The organism is Mesorhizobium sp. M1143, from assembly GCF_040318435.1.
Lineage (GTDB): Bacteria > Pseudomonadota > Alphaproteobacteria > Rhizobiales > Rhizobiaceae > Mesorhizobium.
Genome location: NZ_JAMYMJ010000001.1, coordinates 179457 through 194389, shown reverse-complemented (window position 1 = coordinate 194389; position 14933 = coordinate 179457). Strand labels below are relative to the sequence as shown.

General features: G+C 63.8%; 15 protein-coding genes. 10 read left to right on the top strand and 5 right to left on the bottom strand.

What is annotated here, in order from left to right; all coding sequences use genetic code 11:
• Positions 1–64 precede the first annotated feature (64 nt).
• Positions 65–703 (bottom strand): cysteine hydrolase family protein, encoded by a 639-nt coding sequence (locus NKH35_RS00970; protein ID WP_023823385.1) that lies wholly within the window; start codon positions 701–703, stop codon positions 65–67.
• 127 nt (positions 704–830) lie between these two features.
• Here NKH35_RS00970 and NKH35_RS00965 point away from each other — a divergent pair, with 127 nt between their 5' ends.
• A complete protein-coding gene (locus tag NKH35_RS00965) occupies positions 831–1826 on the top strand; it encodes a helix-turn-helix domain-containing protein (protein WP_352913115.1) in 996 nt (331 codons plus the stop codon).
• Positions 1827–1841: 15 nt separating this feature from the next.
• On the opposite strand, the gene NKH35_RS00960 is transcribed toward NKH35_RS00965, so the two are convergent.
• Positions 1842–2399: a sugar O-acetyltransferase gene (locus tag NKH35_RS00960; protein ID WP_352521370.1), complete on the bottom strand. Its 558-nt coding sequence runs from the start codon at positions 2397–2399 to the stop codon at positions 1842–1844.
• Between the two features lie 153 nt (positions 2400–2552).
• Between NKH35_RS00960 and NKH35_RS00955 the strand changes: the two genes are divergently transcribed.
• The 4 genes from NKH35_RS00955 (at position 2553) to NKH35_RS00940 (ending at position 6843) form a co-directional block, all read left to right on the top strand.
• Complete coding sequence (locus NKH35_RS00955) at positions 2553–3014, top strand: membrane protein (protein WP_023669981.1); 462 nt, start codon at positions 2553–2555, stop codon at positions 3012–3014.
• The gene (locus NKH35_RS00950) at positions 3011–4402 is read left to right on the top strand and encodes an FAD-containing oxidoreductase (RefSeq protein WP_023699692.1); all 1392 of its coding nucleotides are present in this window, start codon (positions 3011–3013) and stop codon (positions 4400–4402) included. The genes NKH35_RS00955 and NKH35_RS00950 overlap by 4 nt, the downstream gene beginning before the upstream one ends.
• A 115-nt stretch (positions 4403–4517) precedes the next feature.
• Positions 4518–5696: an MFS transporter gene (locus NKH35_RS00945; RefSeq protein ID WP_352913113.1), complete on the top strand. Its 1179-nt coding sequence runs from the start codon at positions 4518–4520 to the stop codon at positions 5694–5696.
• A gap of 91 nt (positions 5697–5787) precedes the next feature.
• The gene (locus tag NKH35_RS00940; protein WP_352913111.1) at positions 5788–6843 is read left to right on the top strand and encodes a succinylglutamate desuccinylase/aspartoacylase family protein; all 1056 of its coding nucleotides are present in this window, start codon (positions 5788–5790) and stop codon (positions 6841–6843) included.
• A gap of 1 nt (position 6844) precedes the next feature.
• Here the strand turns inward: NKH35_RS00940 and NKH35_RS00935 are convergent, their stop codons facing one another.
• Positions 6845–7615: an isocitrate lyase/PEP mutase family protein gene (locus tag NKH35_RS00935; RefSeq protein WP_352913109.1), complete on the bottom strand. Its 771-nt coding sequence runs from the start codon at positions 7613–7615 to the stop codon at positions 6845–6847.
• Between the two features lie 321 nt (positions 7616–7936).
• Here NKH35_RS00935 and NKH35_RS00930 point away from each other — a divergent pair, with 321 nt between their 5' ends.
• Positions 7937–10126, top strand: coding sequence for an anthranilate synthase (locus tag NKH35_RS00930; RefSeq protein ID WP_352913108.1), 2190 nt, complete (start codon positions 7937–7939; stop codon positions 10124–10126).
• Between the two features lie 23 nt (positions 10127–10149).
• The gene (locus NKH35_RS00925) at positions 10150–11079 is read left to right on the top strand and encodes a cation diffusion facilitator family transporter (protein WP_196813681.1); all 930 of its coding nucleotides are present in this window, start codon (positions 10150–10152) and stop codon (positions 11077–11079) included.
• Positions 11080–11338: 259 nt separating this feature from the next.
• On the opposite strand, the gene NKH35_RS00920 is transcribed toward NKH35_RS00925, so the two are convergent.
• Together NKH35_RS00920 and NKH35_RS00915 are read right to left on the bottom strand one after the other, a co-directional pair.
• Positions 11339–12043: a DUF4272 domain-containing protein gene (locus tag NKH35_RS00920; protein WP_023733380.1), complete on the bottom strand. Its 705-nt coding sequence runs from the start codon at positions 12041–12043 to the stop codon at positions 11339–11341.
• Between the two features lie 28 nt (positions 12044–12071).
• The gene (locus NKH35_RS00915; RefSeq protein WP_023733381.1) at positions 12072–13160 is read right to left on the bottom strand and encodes a hypothetical protein; all 1089 of its coding nucleotides are present in this window, start codon (positions 13158–13160) and stop codon (positions 12072–12074) included.
• Positions 13161–13260: 100 nt separating this feature from the next.
• Here NKH35_RS00915 and NKH35_RS00910 point away from each other — a divergent pair, with 100 nt between their 5' ends.
• The 3 genes from NKH35_RS00910 to NKH35_RS00900 all read left to right on the top strand — a co-directional run bounded on the left by NKH35_RS00910 (position 13261) and on the right by NKH35_RS00900 (position 14930).
• On the top strand, positions 13261–13689 hold the full coding sequence (locus NKH35_RS00910; protein WP_023686179.1) for a DsrE family protein: 429 nt from the start codon (positions 13261–13263) through the stop codon (positions 13687–13689).
• A 73-nt stretch (positions 13690–13762) separates the two neighbouring features.
• Positions 13763–14542, top strand: a complete 780-nt coding sequence (locus NKH35_RS00905) for an SDR family NAD(P)-dependent oxidoreductase (RefSeq protein WP_023686180.1) — start codon at positions 13763–13765, stop codon at positions 14540–14542.
• A 79-nt stretch (positions 14543–14621) separates the two neighbouring features.
• On the top strand, positions 14622–14930 hold the full coding sequence (locus NKH35_RS00900; RefSeq protein ID WP_352913106.1) for a putative quinol monooxygenase: 309 nt from the start codon (positions 14622–14624) through the stop codon (positions 14928–14930).
• The last annotated feature ends 3 nt before the right edge of the window (positions 14931–14933 follow it).

Sequence of the window (14933 nt, the reverse complement as noted above, 5' to 3'; positions counted from 1 at the left end):
ATCGTTGCGAGATCCAAGGAGGGCGGCCACTGGCCGCCCTTTTGCTTTTCGGGGACAGATTTGCCTATGCAGCGTTGCGCGCCAGCGCGCGCTGGTTTGACGCATAGGGCGTGTCGCGTTCGGGCAAAGCACCGGTCTTCAGGCAATCGATCCATTCGGCGGTCTTGAGCACGGCCGCAAAGCGCGACTGCAGGATGATGGACACCACGCGGTGGATCTCCTCGGCCGAGGCGTAGCCGGCGCTGTTGGCGTAAGGCAGCGAACCGGTGGCGTCGGACAGGAACTCGACCGCAAAGCCGACATGCGCGGCGTGGATGATGGTCGACAGGTCGCAATTATGCGTCATGTAGCCGATCACCGTTATCGTATCGATAGTATTGGCGCGCAGCCACGCCTCGAGGTCGGTGCCGGCAAAGGCGCTAGGCAGTGACTTCTCGACATAGTGGTCGCGGCTTCGCCGGGCGATATCGGGATGCAGTTCGCCGCCATGGCTGCCCTTGGCGAAGACTGGCGAGGTCTCGGGCGCCATCTGCTTGACGACCACCACCTTCACGCCGGCCGCAGCGGCGGCATCCATAGCGCGCGCGACATTGACGACGCTGTCGCGGAACGGCGGACACTGGATGGCGAGGTTGCCGCCATCATAATCATTCTGGACATCGATGACGATGAGTGCGCGGCGCGGCGTGATATTGGCGGACATGGTGTTCTCCTTCGGGCTTGAATGGGACAGGTCGAAAATAGGCGAATCTCCCGACTGCCAAAAGTGGCCCGATTGACATCATTCGAAAGAATTGGGACAATCCGCTTTTCGCTTGCTGGAAACACGCATGGCCGACCCGATCATTGCCGCTCTCGCCTTTGACGGCATCAGCCCGTTCCACCTCTCCGTGCCGTGCGTGGTGTTCGGCACCGACCGCACCAAGCTTGGCCTGCCGCGTTTCGACTTTCGCGTCTGCGCGCTCGACGATGGAGCGATCCACACCGATGCCGGGCTGACCATCGCGGTGCCGTATGGCCTTTCCGCATTCGACGATGCCGACATTGTCATCATTCCGAGCTGGAAGGATCTCGAGGCCCCACTTCCGCCGCCGCTCCTGGCAGCGCTCACCCACGCGCACCGGCGCGGTGCGGTGATCGTGGGCCTCTGTCTCGGCACCTTCGCCATTGCCGCCGCCGGGCTGCTTGCGGGCCGGCGGGCGACGACACACTGGGCCTCCACCGACCGGTTGCAGGCATTGTACCCGGACATCGAAGTCGACGCCGACGTGCTCTATGTCGACGACGGCGACATCGTCACCTCGGCCGGCGTCGCCGCCGGGCTCGACTGCTGCCTGCACATTGTGCGCGCGCGCTATGGCGCAGAGGTAGCGCTGCGGCTGGCAAGGCACATCGTGCTGTCGCCGCACCGGCAGGGTGGGCAAGCGCAGTTCATCGAGCGCCCGCTGGCGAAAACCCCGGCCACCGACCGCTTCACCCTGGCGCTCGACACGGTGCGGGCAACGCTCGGACAAACGCACAACCTCGACCGCGTCGCGGAGGCCGCGGGCCTGACCCGGCGCACTTTCACCCGCCGTTTCCAGAAATCGAACGGCACCAGCTTTGGCGAATGGTTGGCCGGCCAACGCATCGAACTGGCGCAACGGCTGCTGGAGGCGACGGAAAAATCGATGGACATGGTGGCCTTCGAAGCCGGCTTCGGCAGCGCCACCTCGCTGCGCCAGCATTTCGCCGCACGGCTCAAGACGTCACCGGCCCAATACCGGCGTGAATTCTCGCGGCGAGCCGGTCCGGACGAGCGCATGGCACGCACGGCTTCATACTGACCGCCCACGACGAGTTCAGCCCCGCTTGACGGCCCGCGCCGGATTGCCGACCACCGTGGTGTTGTCAGGGACGTCGCGCGTCACCACCGCGCCGGCGCCGACTATGGCGCCATCGCCGATGCTGATGCCGCCGAGGATGATGGCGCTGCCGCCGATCCAGGCGTCATTGCCGATGGTGACCGGCCGGGCAATCTCCAGTCCCGCCTCACGGCCCGCGGCCTCCTTGTGGTGCTCGGCGCAGTAGATCTGCACATTGGGGCCGAGAAGCGTCCGCCTGCCGATACGCACCGGCGCGGGGTCGAGGATGGTGCAGCCGGCATTGAGGAAGGCGCCGTCGCCGAGATGGATGTTGAAACCGTAGGCGCAGTGGAACGGCGCCTCGATCCGGGAGCCTGCGCCCGCGCTGCCGAGCAGCGCCAATAGCGTCGGGCCGATATTGCCGCGTTGCTGGGGCGGCAGCGCATTGTGCTCGAACACCGCATCTCGCGCGATCACGCGGAGCGCCTCCAGTTCGTCGTCGATGCAGGTGTACCATTCGCCTGCAATCATCCTTGTGCGTTCGCTTCCGGCCATCACAGCGACTCCGTCCCTTCGTCGTGTTCGACTGGTTACCAAAGTACAATGCTCACTGATGGAAGAAGCACCATCGCCTACTCTCGTCAAACGTAGGACCTATGCTAGCTTGCCTCGTGGGCCAGTCCCGGGCCTGCTTTCGAGGGGATCTAAATGCTCTATTTGCTTGCACTTCTGATCGGCGTCATTGCCGGTCTTCGCGCCATGACCGCGCCGGGCGCGATCGCCTGGGGCGCGTATCTCGGATGGCTGCCGGTGGCCGGCACCTGGGCAAGTTTCATGGGCCATTGGGCCGCCGTCGGTATCTTCACCATCCTCGCCATCGTCGAACTGGTCACCGACCAGCTGCCCTCGACGCCGAGCCGCAAGGTGCCGCAGCAATTCGGCGCCCGCATCCTGCTTGGCGCCTTCAGCGGCGCGGTGATCGGCGCCACTGCCGGTTCCACCATTGGCGGCCTGATTGCCGGCGCCATCGGTGCCGTCATCGGCACCTATGGCGGCGCCGAAGCGCGCGGCCGGTTGGCCGCCGCCTTCGGCAAGGATTTGCCTGCCGCCCTCATCGAGGACGCGGTGGCGATCATCGGCGGCCTGCTGATCGTGGCGGCGGTGGTATGACTGCCCAAGCCTCAGACGCCAAGACATACGACGCCATCATCATCGGCGCCGGACAGGCCGGCCCTCCTCTCGCCGGCCGGCTGACGTCAGCCGGCATGAGCGTGGCGCTGATCGAGCGCAAGCTGGTCGGCGGCACCTGCGTCAACACCGGCTGCATGCCGACGAAGACCATGGTCGCCAGCGCCTATGCCGCGCATCTGGCGCGGCGTGCCGCGGACTATGGCGTGACGTTCTCAGGCCCTGTCGGCGTGGACTACAAGAGGATCAAGGCGCGCAAGGACAAGGTCACCAATGACTCCCGCACCAATCTGGAGACCTGGATCGCCGGCATGAAGGGCTGCACGCTCTATCGCGGCCATGCCCGCTTCGAATCCGCCAACACGGTGCGCGTCGGCGACGAGCTTCTGACTGCCGAAAAGATCTTCCTCAACACCGGCGGCCGCGCCTCGGTGCCCGACCTGCCCGGCGTCAACGACGTCGACTACCTCACCAACTCCTCAATGATGGACCTCGAAATTCTGCCGCGCCACCTCGTCATCGTCGGCGGCAGCTATATCTCGCTCGAATTCGCGCAGATGTTCCGCCGCTTCGGCTCTGAAGTCACCGTCATCGAGAAGAGTTCGCGCCTGACCGGCCGCGAGGACGAGGACGTGTCGGCGGCCATCCTATCGATCCTCGAAAACGAAGCCATAGAAGTCCATGTCGGCGCCGACGACATCCGCTTTGCCAGACAGGGCAAGGACATCGCCGTGACCTTCTCATCCGGCAAGCCGCCGGCGGTCGGCTCGCATGTGCTTCTGGCACTCGGCCGCACCCCCAACACCGACGACCTCGGCCTCGACAAGGCCGGCATCACGGTCGATCTGCGCGGCTTCGTCACCGTCGACGACCAGTTGCGCACCAGCGTGCCCGGCATCTGGGCGATGGGCGACTGCAACGGCAAGGGCGCCTTCACCCACACCTCCTACAACGACTATGAGATCGTCGCCGCCAATCTGCTCGACGACGATCCGCGCAAGGTCAGCGACCGCATCGAGGCCTATGCGCTCTACATCGATCCGCCGCTCGGCCGCTGCGGCATGACCGAGGCGGCGGTGAAGAAATCCGGGCGCAAGGCGCTGGTCGGCCAGCGACCAATGACCCGCGTCGGCCGCGCCATCGAAAAGGGCGAGACGCAAGGTTTCATGAAGATCCTGGTCGATGCCGACACCAGGGAAATCCTCGGCTGCTCCGTGCTCGGCCCCGGCGGCGACGAGGCAGTGCACTGCGTGCTCGACCTGATGTACGCCAAGGCGTCGGTCGATACGCTGGCGCGCGCCGTGCATATCCACCCCAACGTCTCGGAGCTGTTGCCAACCATCGCCCAGGAGCTGAAGCCGCTCGCCTGACATAGCCCCGCGTCAAGCTCAGCGCTTTCTGCATTGGTGCGTTGCAGCAATGTGCATTGCGCGCGGCAAGGCTTCTCGTTCAGTCTGAATTGAACCGATTCAGTCTGGATTTTCCATGCCTTTGCCGATCCTTGCGCTTGCCATTGCGTCCTTCTGCATTGGCACCACCGAATTCGTCATCATGGGCCTGTTGCCGGAGGTTGCGGCCGATCTCGGCGTGTCGATCCCCTCGGCCGGCCTGCTGGTCACCGGCTATGCGCTGGGCGTCGTCTTCGGCGCACCCATCGTCGCCATGGCCACCGCGCATCTGCCGCGCAAGCCAGTGCTGGTCGCGCTGACGGCGATGTTCGTCGTCGGCAATCTGCTCTGCGCCATTGCGCCCAATTACTGGCTCCTGATGGCCGCGCGCGTCTTCACCGCGTTCGGTCATGGCGCCTTTTTCGGCATCGGTTCCGTCGTTGCCGCCAGCCTGGTGCCGCGCAACAAGCGCGCCAGCGCCATGGCGATGATGTTCGCGGGATTGACGCTCTCCAACATTCTCGGCGTTCCTGCCGGCACCGCGCTTGGCGAAGCCTTCGGCTGGCGCTCCACCTTCTTTGCCGTCGTCGGCATCGGCCTGATCTCTGTTGCCGCCATCGCCTGGCTGGTGCCATCCAATGTCGTCGAACCGAGCGGCGGCGGCCTGCGCAGCGAACTGCGCGTGCTGGGCAAGCTGCAGGTCTGGCTCGCCATGCTGATCGCCTCGCTGGCCTCGGCCAGCCTGTTTGCCGTCTTCACCTACATCAAGCCCTACCTTACCGATGTCTCCGGCCTGTCGACCTCCGCGGTCACCTGGGTCCTGCTGCTGTTCGGCGCCGGCATGACCATAGGCAACATCATCGGCGGCCGGCTGGCCGACTGGAAATTGATGCCGACGGTCATCGGCACGCTGCTTTTGATGGCAGTTCTGTTTGTCGGCTTCATGCAGTTCGGCGCTATCGCCAGCGTCGCCATCGGCGTCGTCTTCTTGTGGGGACTGCTGATCTTCGTCGTCGTGCCGCCGCTGCAGATCCGCGTCGTCGAAGCGGCTTCGGAAGGCCCGAACCTCGCCGCCACGCTCAACCAGGGCGCATTCAATATCGGCAATGCCAGCGGCGCCTGGATCGGCGGCGTGGCTCTGTCGGCCGGCGTTTCCTATGCTCATTTGCCGCTGGTCGGCGCGGTGCTGGCCCTGCTGGCGGTCAGCGTAGCCGTTGTCTCGCAGGCGATCGAAGGATCGGCGCCGATAACGACGGTTCCGGCCGCCGCCAAATAATTCCATTGCGCCCATGGCGGCGCGAACTGGACCAATCGACAGCCCTTCGGCAAAAGTGCATGTGTTCTGCCTCTTATCCTGGAGGCATCCCATGCAGAAATCGATTGAACGCATCGCCGGCGATACCGAAGGCGTTTCCTACGAATTCCCGGTGTTCCGCTTCGACGGCGCCGACAAGGCAGCACCTTCGGCCTATCTGCAGGCAGCACTCCACGCCGGTGAATTGCCTGGTGTCGTCGCCATCGACGCGCTGATGCCGGCGCTGAACAAGGCCGAAGCGGAAGGCCGCATCAAGGGCAGCATCACGGTCGTGCCCTGGGCCAATCCGATCGGCCGCGCGCAATATCATTTCGGCGAGCACCAGGGCCGCTTTCATCTCGGCACCCGCAACAATTTCAACCGCGGCTTTCCGTTGCTCGCAGCACCGGACGCCAAGCTTTTGCCCGACACCACGCTTGGCACCCCCGACCAGCGATTGAAGACCCGTCTGGTGCAGCTGTCGCTCGGCCACGACATCGTGCTCGACCTGCATTGCGACGACGAGGGCCTTGCCTATCTCTACGTCCACGCCAGCCTGTGGCCGGCGATGGCCGATTGCGCCGCCGCCATGGGTATCGACGCCGTGGTGTTGTGGAGCGAGGACACCGACGGCACCTTCGAGGGCGCCACGATCATGCCCTACCAGAACGTCCCCGCCAACGTGGCGAAGCTCGACCGCCGCGTTGCCACCACGGTAGAATACCGTGGCATGCTGGATGTTGACGGCGCGCTGGCAAGTTCCGATGCCGAAGGCCTTTACCGGCTGCTGGCGGCGCGCGGCGTCATCGCCGATACCGCCCTTCCCGCACCCGGCGCGTTCAAGGGCCTCGTCGCGCCGCTGGAGAACATCGACATGATGCCGGCGCCCCGGGCCGGCGCCATCCTCTACGACGTCAAGCCCGGCGACCGAGTCGCCAAGGGCGCGCGCCTCGCCACCATCGTCCACACACCGGGCGAGGCCGGCGGCCGCACCGAAGTGCTGGCGCCGCAGGACGGCGTCATCCTGACCCGCCGCTCGCGCCGCATCATCCGCGCCGGCGAGGATCTCTTGAAGCTGGTCGGCGACAAGAAGAGCGCCGACGCGAGGTCAGGCACGCTGGAGGACTGAGCTAACCCGAAATCGCCAGCCGCGCCTTGGCCTCCAGCCATTCGGCCATCTGCCGGTACGGCACCGGGCCGTGGCTGACACGGGCGACACCAAGCTCGGCCAGGCGCTGGCGCGGCGGCACATGCGCCAGCGCGATGATGTTGACCGGCAATGCCGTCGCCTTGCACAGCGCCTCGATCAGACCCTCGTCGCCGAGCCCCGGCGCAAAGAAGCCGCTCGCTCCTGCCTTTTCATAAGCGTGCGCCCGCTCGATGGCCTGGTCGAGCAGCACGCTGTCATGCGCATCCGGCTTGGCCTTGAGGAAAATGTCGGTACGGGCGTTGATAAAGGCGGGAATGCCGGAAGCCTTCACCGCCGCCGCTGCCGCCTCGATGCGCTTCACCTGTATGGCGATGTCGTGCAGACCGGCGCCGCCGACGATCTGGTCCTCGAAATTGAAACCGATGGCGCCGGCCTGCAGGGCACGTGTCACCGTCTGGGCGACAGTCACCGGCTCGACGCCGTAGCCGCCTTCGAGGTCCATGGTCACCGGCAGGTCGACTGCCGCCACGATGCGCTTGATGTTGTCCAGCGCTAGCTCCAGCGGAATTTTCTCGCCATCGGCATAACCAAAAGCAGCCGCGACCGGCCAGCTTCCGGTGGCGATCGCCTTGGCGCCCGCCCTCTCGACGATCTTGGCCGAGCCCGGATCCCAGGCATTGTAGAGAACGATCGGGTTGCCCTTGACATGAAGGGCATGGAACGTGCGTGCGCGCTCGATCTGCTCGGTCATTGCTGTCTTCCCGTCTTTCCGATGTTGGACGAACAGTCTAGGCAGGACCCCAAGCCTTGGCGATGTGCCATGGGCTGCAGAAGCGGCGGCCACAAACAGGCCTTTCAAACCTGTTGCGCATCCGGCTATTCGCCGCTATGGATTTCGCCCATGAACATGCGCTCGATCAAGACCATTTGGTGGTGGGCTCGCTGACAGCGGCCTGTTCGAACGCGTGCGCGTGAAAATAGAGGGTGGCCGCAACGGAATGTCCGGGCGGCCATTTGTTTTTTCAAAGCCATTCCCGGGTCCGTTGCCCCAACAAGCCATATGGAGACGGCAATGACGATGAAGGCTCTGGAAAACGGCGCGGAAAGCTTCGTGACCGCAGGTGGTGTCACCATCACCCGCGAACGCCACGACAAGCCTTACGCCGGTGCGATCGACGCTTATGTCGATGGCTTGAACTCGCGCCGTGGTGCGGTGTTTTCCTCGAATTACGAATATCCGGGCCGCTACACACGCTGGGATACGGCCATCATCGATCCGCCGCTGGTGATTTCCGCGCGTGGCCGCGCCATGCGCATCGAGGCGCTGAACGGCCGTGGCGAAGTGCTGCTGCCGGTGATCGGCAAGACGCTGGCCGGCATTACCGAGGTGACGATTGCTGAAACCTCGAAAAAGCTGATCCGCCTCGATGTCGCCAAGCCCGGCCGCGTCTTCACCGAGGAAGAGCGCAGCCGCGTCCCCTCTGTGTTTACTGTGCTGCGCGCCATCACCGCTTTGTTCAAGACCGATGAAGACGCCAATCTCGGCCTTTACGGCGCCTTCGGTTACGACCTCGCCTTCCAGTTCGATCCAGTCGACTACAAGCTCGAGCGCAAACAGAGCCAGCGCGATCTCGTGCTGTTCCTGCCTGACGAGATCCTGGTCGTCGACCATTATTCGACCAAGGCCTGGACCGACCGCTACGACTATTCCGGCGACGGTTTTTCAACCGAGGGGCTGCCGCGGGACGAAATTACCGAACCGTTCAAGACCGCCGACCGCATCCCGCCGCGCGGCGACCATGAGCCGGGCGAATATGCCAATCTGGTGCGCAAGGCGATGGACAGTTTCAAGCGCGGCGACCTGTTCGAGGTCGTGCCCGGGCAGATGTTCTACGAACGCTGCGAGACGCAGCCTTCCGAAATCTCGCGCAAGCTGAAGTCGATCAACCCGTCGCCCTATTCCTTCTTCATCAATCTCGGCGAAAACGAGTATCTGATCGGCGCCTCGCCCGAAATGTTCGTGCGCGTCAACGGCCGCCGCGTAGAGACCTGCCCGATCTCCGGCACCATCAAGCGCGGCGACGACGCCATTTCCGACAGCGAGCAGATCCTGAAGCTGCTCAATTCCAAGAAGGATGAATCCGAGCTGACCATGTGCTCGGACGTCGACCGCAACGACAAGTCCAGGGTCTGCGATCCGGGCTCGGTGCGCGTCATCGGCCGCCGCCAGATCGAGATGTATTCACGCCTGATCCACACCGTCGATCACATCGAAGGGCGCCTGCGCGAAGGCATGGATGCCTTCGACGCCTTCCTGTCGCATGCCTGGGCGGTCACCGTCACCGGTGCGCCGAAACTGTGGGCGATGCGCTTCATCGAGCAGAACGAAAAGAGCCCGCGTGCCTGGTATGGCGGCGCCATCGGCATGGTCAATTTCAACGGCGACATGAACACCGGCCTGACGCTCCGCACCATCCGCATCAAGGACGGCATTGCCGAGGTGCGAGCCGGCGCCACATTGCTCTTCGACAGCATCCCCGAGGAAGAAGAAGCCGAAACCGAACTGAAGGCATCCGCCATGCTCTCCGCCATTCGCGACGCCAAATTGGGCAATGCCGCAGGCGCCGAACGCACCACCGCGCGCGTCGGCGACGGCGTCAACATCCTGCTCGTCGACCACGAAGACTCCTTTGTCCACACACTGGCCAACTATTTCCGCCAGACCGGTGCCAATGTCTCGACCGTGCGTTCGCCGGTGCCGGAAGAAGTCTTCGAACGGCTGAAGCCCGATCTCGTCGTGCTGTCGCCCGGACCGGGCACGCCGAAGGATTTCGACTGCGCCGCGACCATCAAGAACGCCCGCGCCCGCGACCTGCCGATCTTCGGTGTCTGCCTTGGCCTGCAGGCGCTGGCCGAGGCCTATGGCGGCGAACTCAGGCAGTTGCACGTGCCGATGCACGGCAAGCCGTCGCGCATCCGCGTCTCCAAGCCCGGAATCATCTTCTCCGGCCTGCCCAAGGAAGTGACCGTCGGCCGCTACCACTCGATCTTTGCCGATCCGGTGCGGCTGCCCGACGATTTCATCGTCACCGCCGAGACCGAGGATGGCATCATCATGGCCTTCGAACACCGCAAGGAGCCGATCGCCGCCGTCCAGTTCCATCCGGAATCGATCATGACGCTCGGCCACAATGCCGGCATGCGCATCATCGAAAACATCGTTGCGCATCTGCCGCGCAAGGCCAAGGAAAAGGCCGCTTAGAAACGATGGCGGCGACGGACAACATGGCGGCGATCGCAGCGAAGGCAGCGGCCAGGCAAAGGATCGCCAGCCTTGCCTTCTGGTCGATTGTCATCGCCTGCGTGGTGCTCGCGCTCAAGCTTGCCGCATGGTACGTCACCGGCTCCGTTGCGCTCTATTCGGATGCGCTGGAGTCGATCGTCAACGTCATAGCCTCGGCCGCCGCCTATTGGGCGGTCCTGGTCAGCTACAAGCCGGCCGACCAGGACCATCCGTTCGGCCACCACAAGGCCGAGTATTTTTCGGCGGTGCTGGAAGGCGTGCTGATCGTGCTCGCCGCGCTTTTGATCCTCAACGAGGTCTGGCGCTCCTGGCAGACGCCGACCCCGCTCGAACAACCCTGGGAGGGCCTGGCGATCAACGGCGTCGCCACCGTCATCAACGCCTTCTGGGCCTGGACGCTGATCCGCGCCGGGCGCAGCGCAAAATCACCGGCGCTGGTCGCCGACGGCCGGCACATCATGACCGACGTCGTGACCTCGGTCGGCGTCTTCGGCGGCCTCGTCGGCGCTATCCTGACCGGTTGGCAGATCCTTGATCCGGCGCTTGCCGTCATCGTCGCGCTCAACATCCTGTGGCAGGGCTGGCACGTCATCGGCTCGTCGATGAACGGGCTGATGGACCGCGCAGTGGACACGACCGAACACATGCACATTCGCGACATCATCTCGGCCAATTGCAAGGGCGCGCTGGAGGTTCATGACCTCAAGACCCGCATCGCCGGCCGCGCCACCTTCATCGAGTTCCACCTGGTCGTCGACGCCGACATGACGGTCGGCGCCAGCCACGTCATTTGCGACCGCATCGAGGACGCGCTGAAGGCCGAAATCCCCTCGGTGCGCGTCACCATCCATGTCGAGCCCGACGACGAGGCGAAGCTGCCGAAAGGCACCACTGCTGTGCCGTTTGCTTGAGGAAAAACTCAGGGCATCATCCTCGGGCGAGGATCTGCCGACCTCGCCGGATCGATTGCGCCATTACCGCCATGTGGGGTAGCCCGCCAATGGCTACATCCAGGCGTTGATTGCCTCCAAATCGGGCAGCGCCTGCTGCTCAAGCGCGCGCCAGCTCGGCCTCGGCAAAAGCGTAGTCAGGCGAACCGTCTAAGTTCGTCGAATCCAAACTCGGCAAGCGAAGTCCGATCCAAGGTAGCACCCGCTTGCGATCGGCTCATCATGTGTCGGTCGAGATGTCATCCCATTCCTGCCCCATATACCCAATCAGCCAATTGAGCGCGTAATGACGTTCGACAACCACGTCTCGTTCCAATCCTGCCGGCGCGGCTTTCCCATTCACCCGCGCATCCATCACAGCCCAATTGTACCGATAGATCAGATCGGCAGCATCGAGAAGCTCGCTTTGCGGGCGCAAATTGGCCCGCTTGAGCAGCCCTTCCGTGTCGAGGTCACGCAACACCGAAACCATACGCGACACATCGCAAGGCTTGTCTGGACGCCCAAGGTTTTTGAAGACTTGCAACGCCCACAACATTACGAAAGCCCCTTCATAGCGCCAGCTAAAATTTGCGCGATCTTGCTCGGTTGCAACGGGGTTACCGACAAACGCTTGCTCTTTGGGCGTAAAAAACCCTTCGGCTCCAAACTGGCTGATCAAGTTGCTTAAAAGATTTCGATCATTGGTCTCCGCTGTGACGGCCACGATCACCAGTGCGATGGCGCGTTTAACCACCTCGTCCTTCGTTCGTCGCCGACTTTCGGCTTCGGTTTCGATCGTCGGCAAATGGTCGATGAACGGCACGCCCTCCTTCTTCAACTGTGCTGTTGAGGCCGCCTTGCGAGCCTCAGCCTCGCCTTCAGCGTTGGCGGAACCGATGAAAGCCAAGGAAGTCAGAAAACCAAGAAAGCTGCGACGCATCATATTCATTTCCAAATGGCTGCTAAAGTGACTAAGGCGCACACGCCGACTGCGGCATAGCCTCCAAACGGTAGACCTTGTCATCGGACTTGGTCTTGCCATCCGCCGAGCACAGATCGACAATCGCCAGGCTGCTATTAGGGTTGGCCAGCATCAGGGTGCCGTTGGCGCCGCGCTTGAGGAAGATTTCCTTTTGCGCGATATCGCAGGAAAAGTTGCTCATCTTCGAACTGGCCGCGCAGCGCCATTGATCCGCTTCGCCCTGGCAGGAATAGGTCTGCCTGACCTTCGTCCCGTTCTTCCTGGTGGTCACCGAAACGGCGACATCGGAGCCGTCGGGCCAGTTGGCGACATCGCCTGAGGCAAAGGAGGCGAGTTCGACCGGCCCGCGGAAGACCCGGATCGACTGCGTCACCTGGTCGGGATGCGAGGAGAGATGCGCGGGATCGTAGTCTCGCCCGAAACAGAAAGGCTGGTCCGGCTTCAGTCGCTCGCGCAAGGGAGCCCCAAGCGCCGGAGCGATCGGGTCGATCTTGGCGAATTCAGCCTGGCAGGTTGCGGCCGGCATCGGGTCGAGGCGGAAATTGTTGTCCTCCGAGCCCAGAGCCTGCCGGTCATATTCGGCTTCGCCCAGTTCGTCTTCCGATCCGGCGTCGAGATAGAGATCGGACGAGACGTCGGTGAGGATCAGGCGGCCTTTGTCATCGAGCTTCAGCGACGCCATGGTGCGGTCGCAGTCCATGCCGCAGCGGATCGGACCTGACTTGCCGTCCTCGGACTCGTGATTGCACCAGCCGCCGGCCCATTGCGGCGCCTTGGCGCCGCGCACCATGGTGGTGAGAAAACCGTTGTAGGAGGTGTCGGCGTTTGCCATCGGCTCCTCGTTCGGATGGCTCACCGGATCATGGCCATAGAGGAAGAAGATCCGCGCCACCTTCTGCTTTGGATGCGCCTTGAGGTGCGCCGCATCATAGACGCGGCCGAAACAGGCATCGGCGCCATTCGGGCTGAGTTCGGGTAATTTAAGCACATCGTCGGCCGCGGCCGAACCCGCAAGCGCGCCGAGCAGCACGGCGCCAAATCCAGCGCTGGCAACAACCTTCCACTTCCTGAACGCCATGTGACCCCCTCCTCGCATCGACAGGACGTAACGTGAATCTATGCTAGTATCATGGCCGCAGCCACGCAATTTGCGGGGAGCGCCAAGCCGAGAGGATGCCATGCGTCGACGCGACATGTTCCGGGCCAGCCTTGCCGGTGCCGCCGGCCTGTTCGGGCTGAGCCGGGCCGCCGCCGCTGAAGACAGACCGAAGGTCGCCTATCACCTCAGCGACCTCGATAAGGTCAACTTCGTGCTCGGCAACATCAAGAACCACTATGAAGGCACCGGCGGCAATGTCGACATCGTGTTGGTCGTGCATGGTCCGGCCCTCGCCGGCTTCAAGTCGAAAGGCATATCGGCGGCGATCTCGGGACGCTTTGCCGGCCTTGTCCAGCAGGGCCTTGAGCCGCATGCCTGCGGCAACACCATGCAAGGCATGGAGATCACGCTTGCCGACCTGCTCGAGGGCTTCCACGCCGCCGACAAGGGCGGCGTGGTCAAGCTCGCCGAACTGCAGCGCCAGGGCTACGCCTATCTCCGGCCCTGAGCCGCCACGGGCTTGAACGTGAAGGCCATGAGAGCCTACGAAGGGTGGCCAAACAGCCCGAAGGAAAGTGCTCATGACCGCGACCACCCTCGTCATCCCCGATCTTGCCGGCAAGGCGGTGCTGGTCACCGGCGCTTCGACCGGCATCGGTGCCGCCCTTGCACTGGCCTACGCCGCCCAGAAATGCCGGGTCGCCCTGCACTACAATTCGAGCCGGGAGGCCGCAGAAACGCTGGCCAAAAACATCCGCGACAGCGGCGGTGAGGTGTTCCTGACACAGGGCGACTTCTCACAGGCAGCCGATGTCGAGCGGGTAGTCGAGGAGAGCGCCGAAACATTCGGGCGGCTCGACGGGCTGATCAACAATGCCGGCGGCATGCTCGGCCGCGTACCTTATGCGGAGCAGACCGAGGCGCACTACGACGCGGTGATGGACCTCAACGCCCGCTCGGTGCTGACGGCCTCGCGCAAGGCGATGCCATGGCTGAAGAAGCAGGGCGGCTTCATCGTCAACACCTCGTCGATCGCGGCGCGCAATGGCGCTGGCGGCGGCGCCGGGCTGTACGGTTCGGCCAAGGCCTTTGTCTCCAATGTGACGCGCGGCATGGCCAAGGAACTGATCGGCTTCGGCATCCGCGTCAACGCGGTGGCGCCGGGCACCATCGCGACACCCTTCCATGAGCGCTATTCCACCGACGAGCAGATGAAGGGCATGGTCGCCACCATTCCTCAAGGGCGTGCCGGCACGGCCGAAGACTGCGTCGGCGCCTATCTATTCCTGTCCTCCGATCTCCTGAGTGGTTACATCACGGGCCAGGTGATCGAGGTGAACGGTGGCCAGTTGATGCCGTGAGCCGGCAATTGCATACTGCGTCTCGCAACCATGCATGTCGTGCGCACGTTTGCTGAGGTTGGAAGAAAGGGGAGAGGCAATGTACGGATTGATCGGAAAGATGCGGGCGTCGCGCGGCCCGCGCCCCGCGATCATGGATGTGCTGCTCGCCTCGACCGGCGCCATGCCGGGTTGCCTGAGTTATGTCATCGCCCGCGACCCGGCCGATGCCGACGCGATCTGGGTGACCGAAGTGTGGACCGACGCCGCAAGCCACAAGGCTTCGCTGCAGCTGCCGGAGGTCCAGGCAGCGATCGCCAAGGCCCGGCCGATCATCGCCGGCTTCGAATTCCAGGTCGAGACCCATCCGGCCGGCGGTTTCGGCCTGCCCGCCATCAAGAACGAGTGACAT

What these genes read in the sequence shown, in the direction of transcription:
- NKH35_RS00970 (WP_023823385.1), bottom strand. Translation starts at nt 703, where the DNA reads ATGTCCGCCAATATCACGCCGCGCCGCGCACTCATCGTCATCGATGTC.
- NKH35_RS00965 (WP_352913115.1), top strand. Translation starts at nt 831, where the DNA reads ATGGCCGACCCGATCATTGCCGCTCTCGCCTTTGACGGCATCAGCCCG.
- NKH35_RS00960 (WP_352521370.1), bottom strand. Translation starts at nt 2,399, where the DNA reads ATGGCCGGAAGCGAACGCACAAGGATGATTGCAGGCGAATGGTACACC.
- NKH35_RS00955 (WP_023669981.1), top strand. Translation starts at nt 2,553, where the DNA reads ATGCTCTATTTGCTTGCACTTCTGATCGGCGTCATTGCCGGTCTTCGC.
- NKH35_RS00950 (WP_023699692.1), top strand. Translation starts at nt 3,011, where the DNA reads ATGACTGCCCAAGCCTCAGACGCCAAGACATACGACGCCATCATCATC.
- NKH35_RS00945 (WP_352913113.1), top strand. Translation starts at nt 4,518, where the DNA reads ATGCCTTTGCCGATCCTTGCGCTTGCCATTGCGTCCTTCTGCATTGGC.
- NKH35_RS00940 (WP_352913111.1), top strand. Translation starts at nt 5,788, where the DNA reads ATGCAGAAATCGATTGAACGCATCGCCGGCGATACCGAAGGCGTTTCC.
- NKH35_RS00935 (WP_352913109.1), bottom strand. Translation starts at nt 7,615, where the DNA reads ATGACCGAGCAGATCGAGCGCGCACGCACGTTCCATGCCCTTCATGTC.
- NKH35_RS00930 (WP_352913108.1), top strand. Translation starts at nt 7,937, where the DNA reads ATGACGATGAAGGCTCTGGAAAACGGCGCGGAAAGCTTCGTGACCGCA.
- NKH35_RS00925 (WP_196813681.1), top strand. Translation starts at nt 10,150, where the DNA reads ATGGCGGCGATCGCAGCGAAGGCAGCGGCCAGGCAAAGGATCGCCAGC.
- NKH35_RS00920 (WP_023733380.1), bottom strand. Translation starts at nt 12,043, where the DNA reads ATGATGCGTCGCAGCTTTCTTGGTTTTCTGACTTCCTTGGCTTTCATC.
- NKH35_RS00915 (WP_023733381.1), bottom strand. Translation starts at nt 13,160, where the DNA reads ATGGCGTTCAGGAAGTGGAAGGTTGTTGCCAGCGCTGGATTTGGCGCC.
- NKH35_RS00910 (WP_023686179.1), top strand. Translation starts at nt 13,261, where the DNA reads ATGCGTCGACGCGACATGTTCCGGGCCAGCCTTGCCGGTGCCGCCGGC.
- NKH35_RS00905 (WP_023686180.1), top strand. Translation starts at nt 13,763, where the DNA reads ATGACCGCGACCACCCTCGTCATCCCCGATCTTGCCGGCAAGGCGGTG.
- NKH35_RS00900 (WP_352913106.1), top strand. Translation starts at nt 14,622, where the DNA reads ATGTACGGATTGATCGGAAAGATGCGGGCGTCGCGCGGCCCGCGCCCC.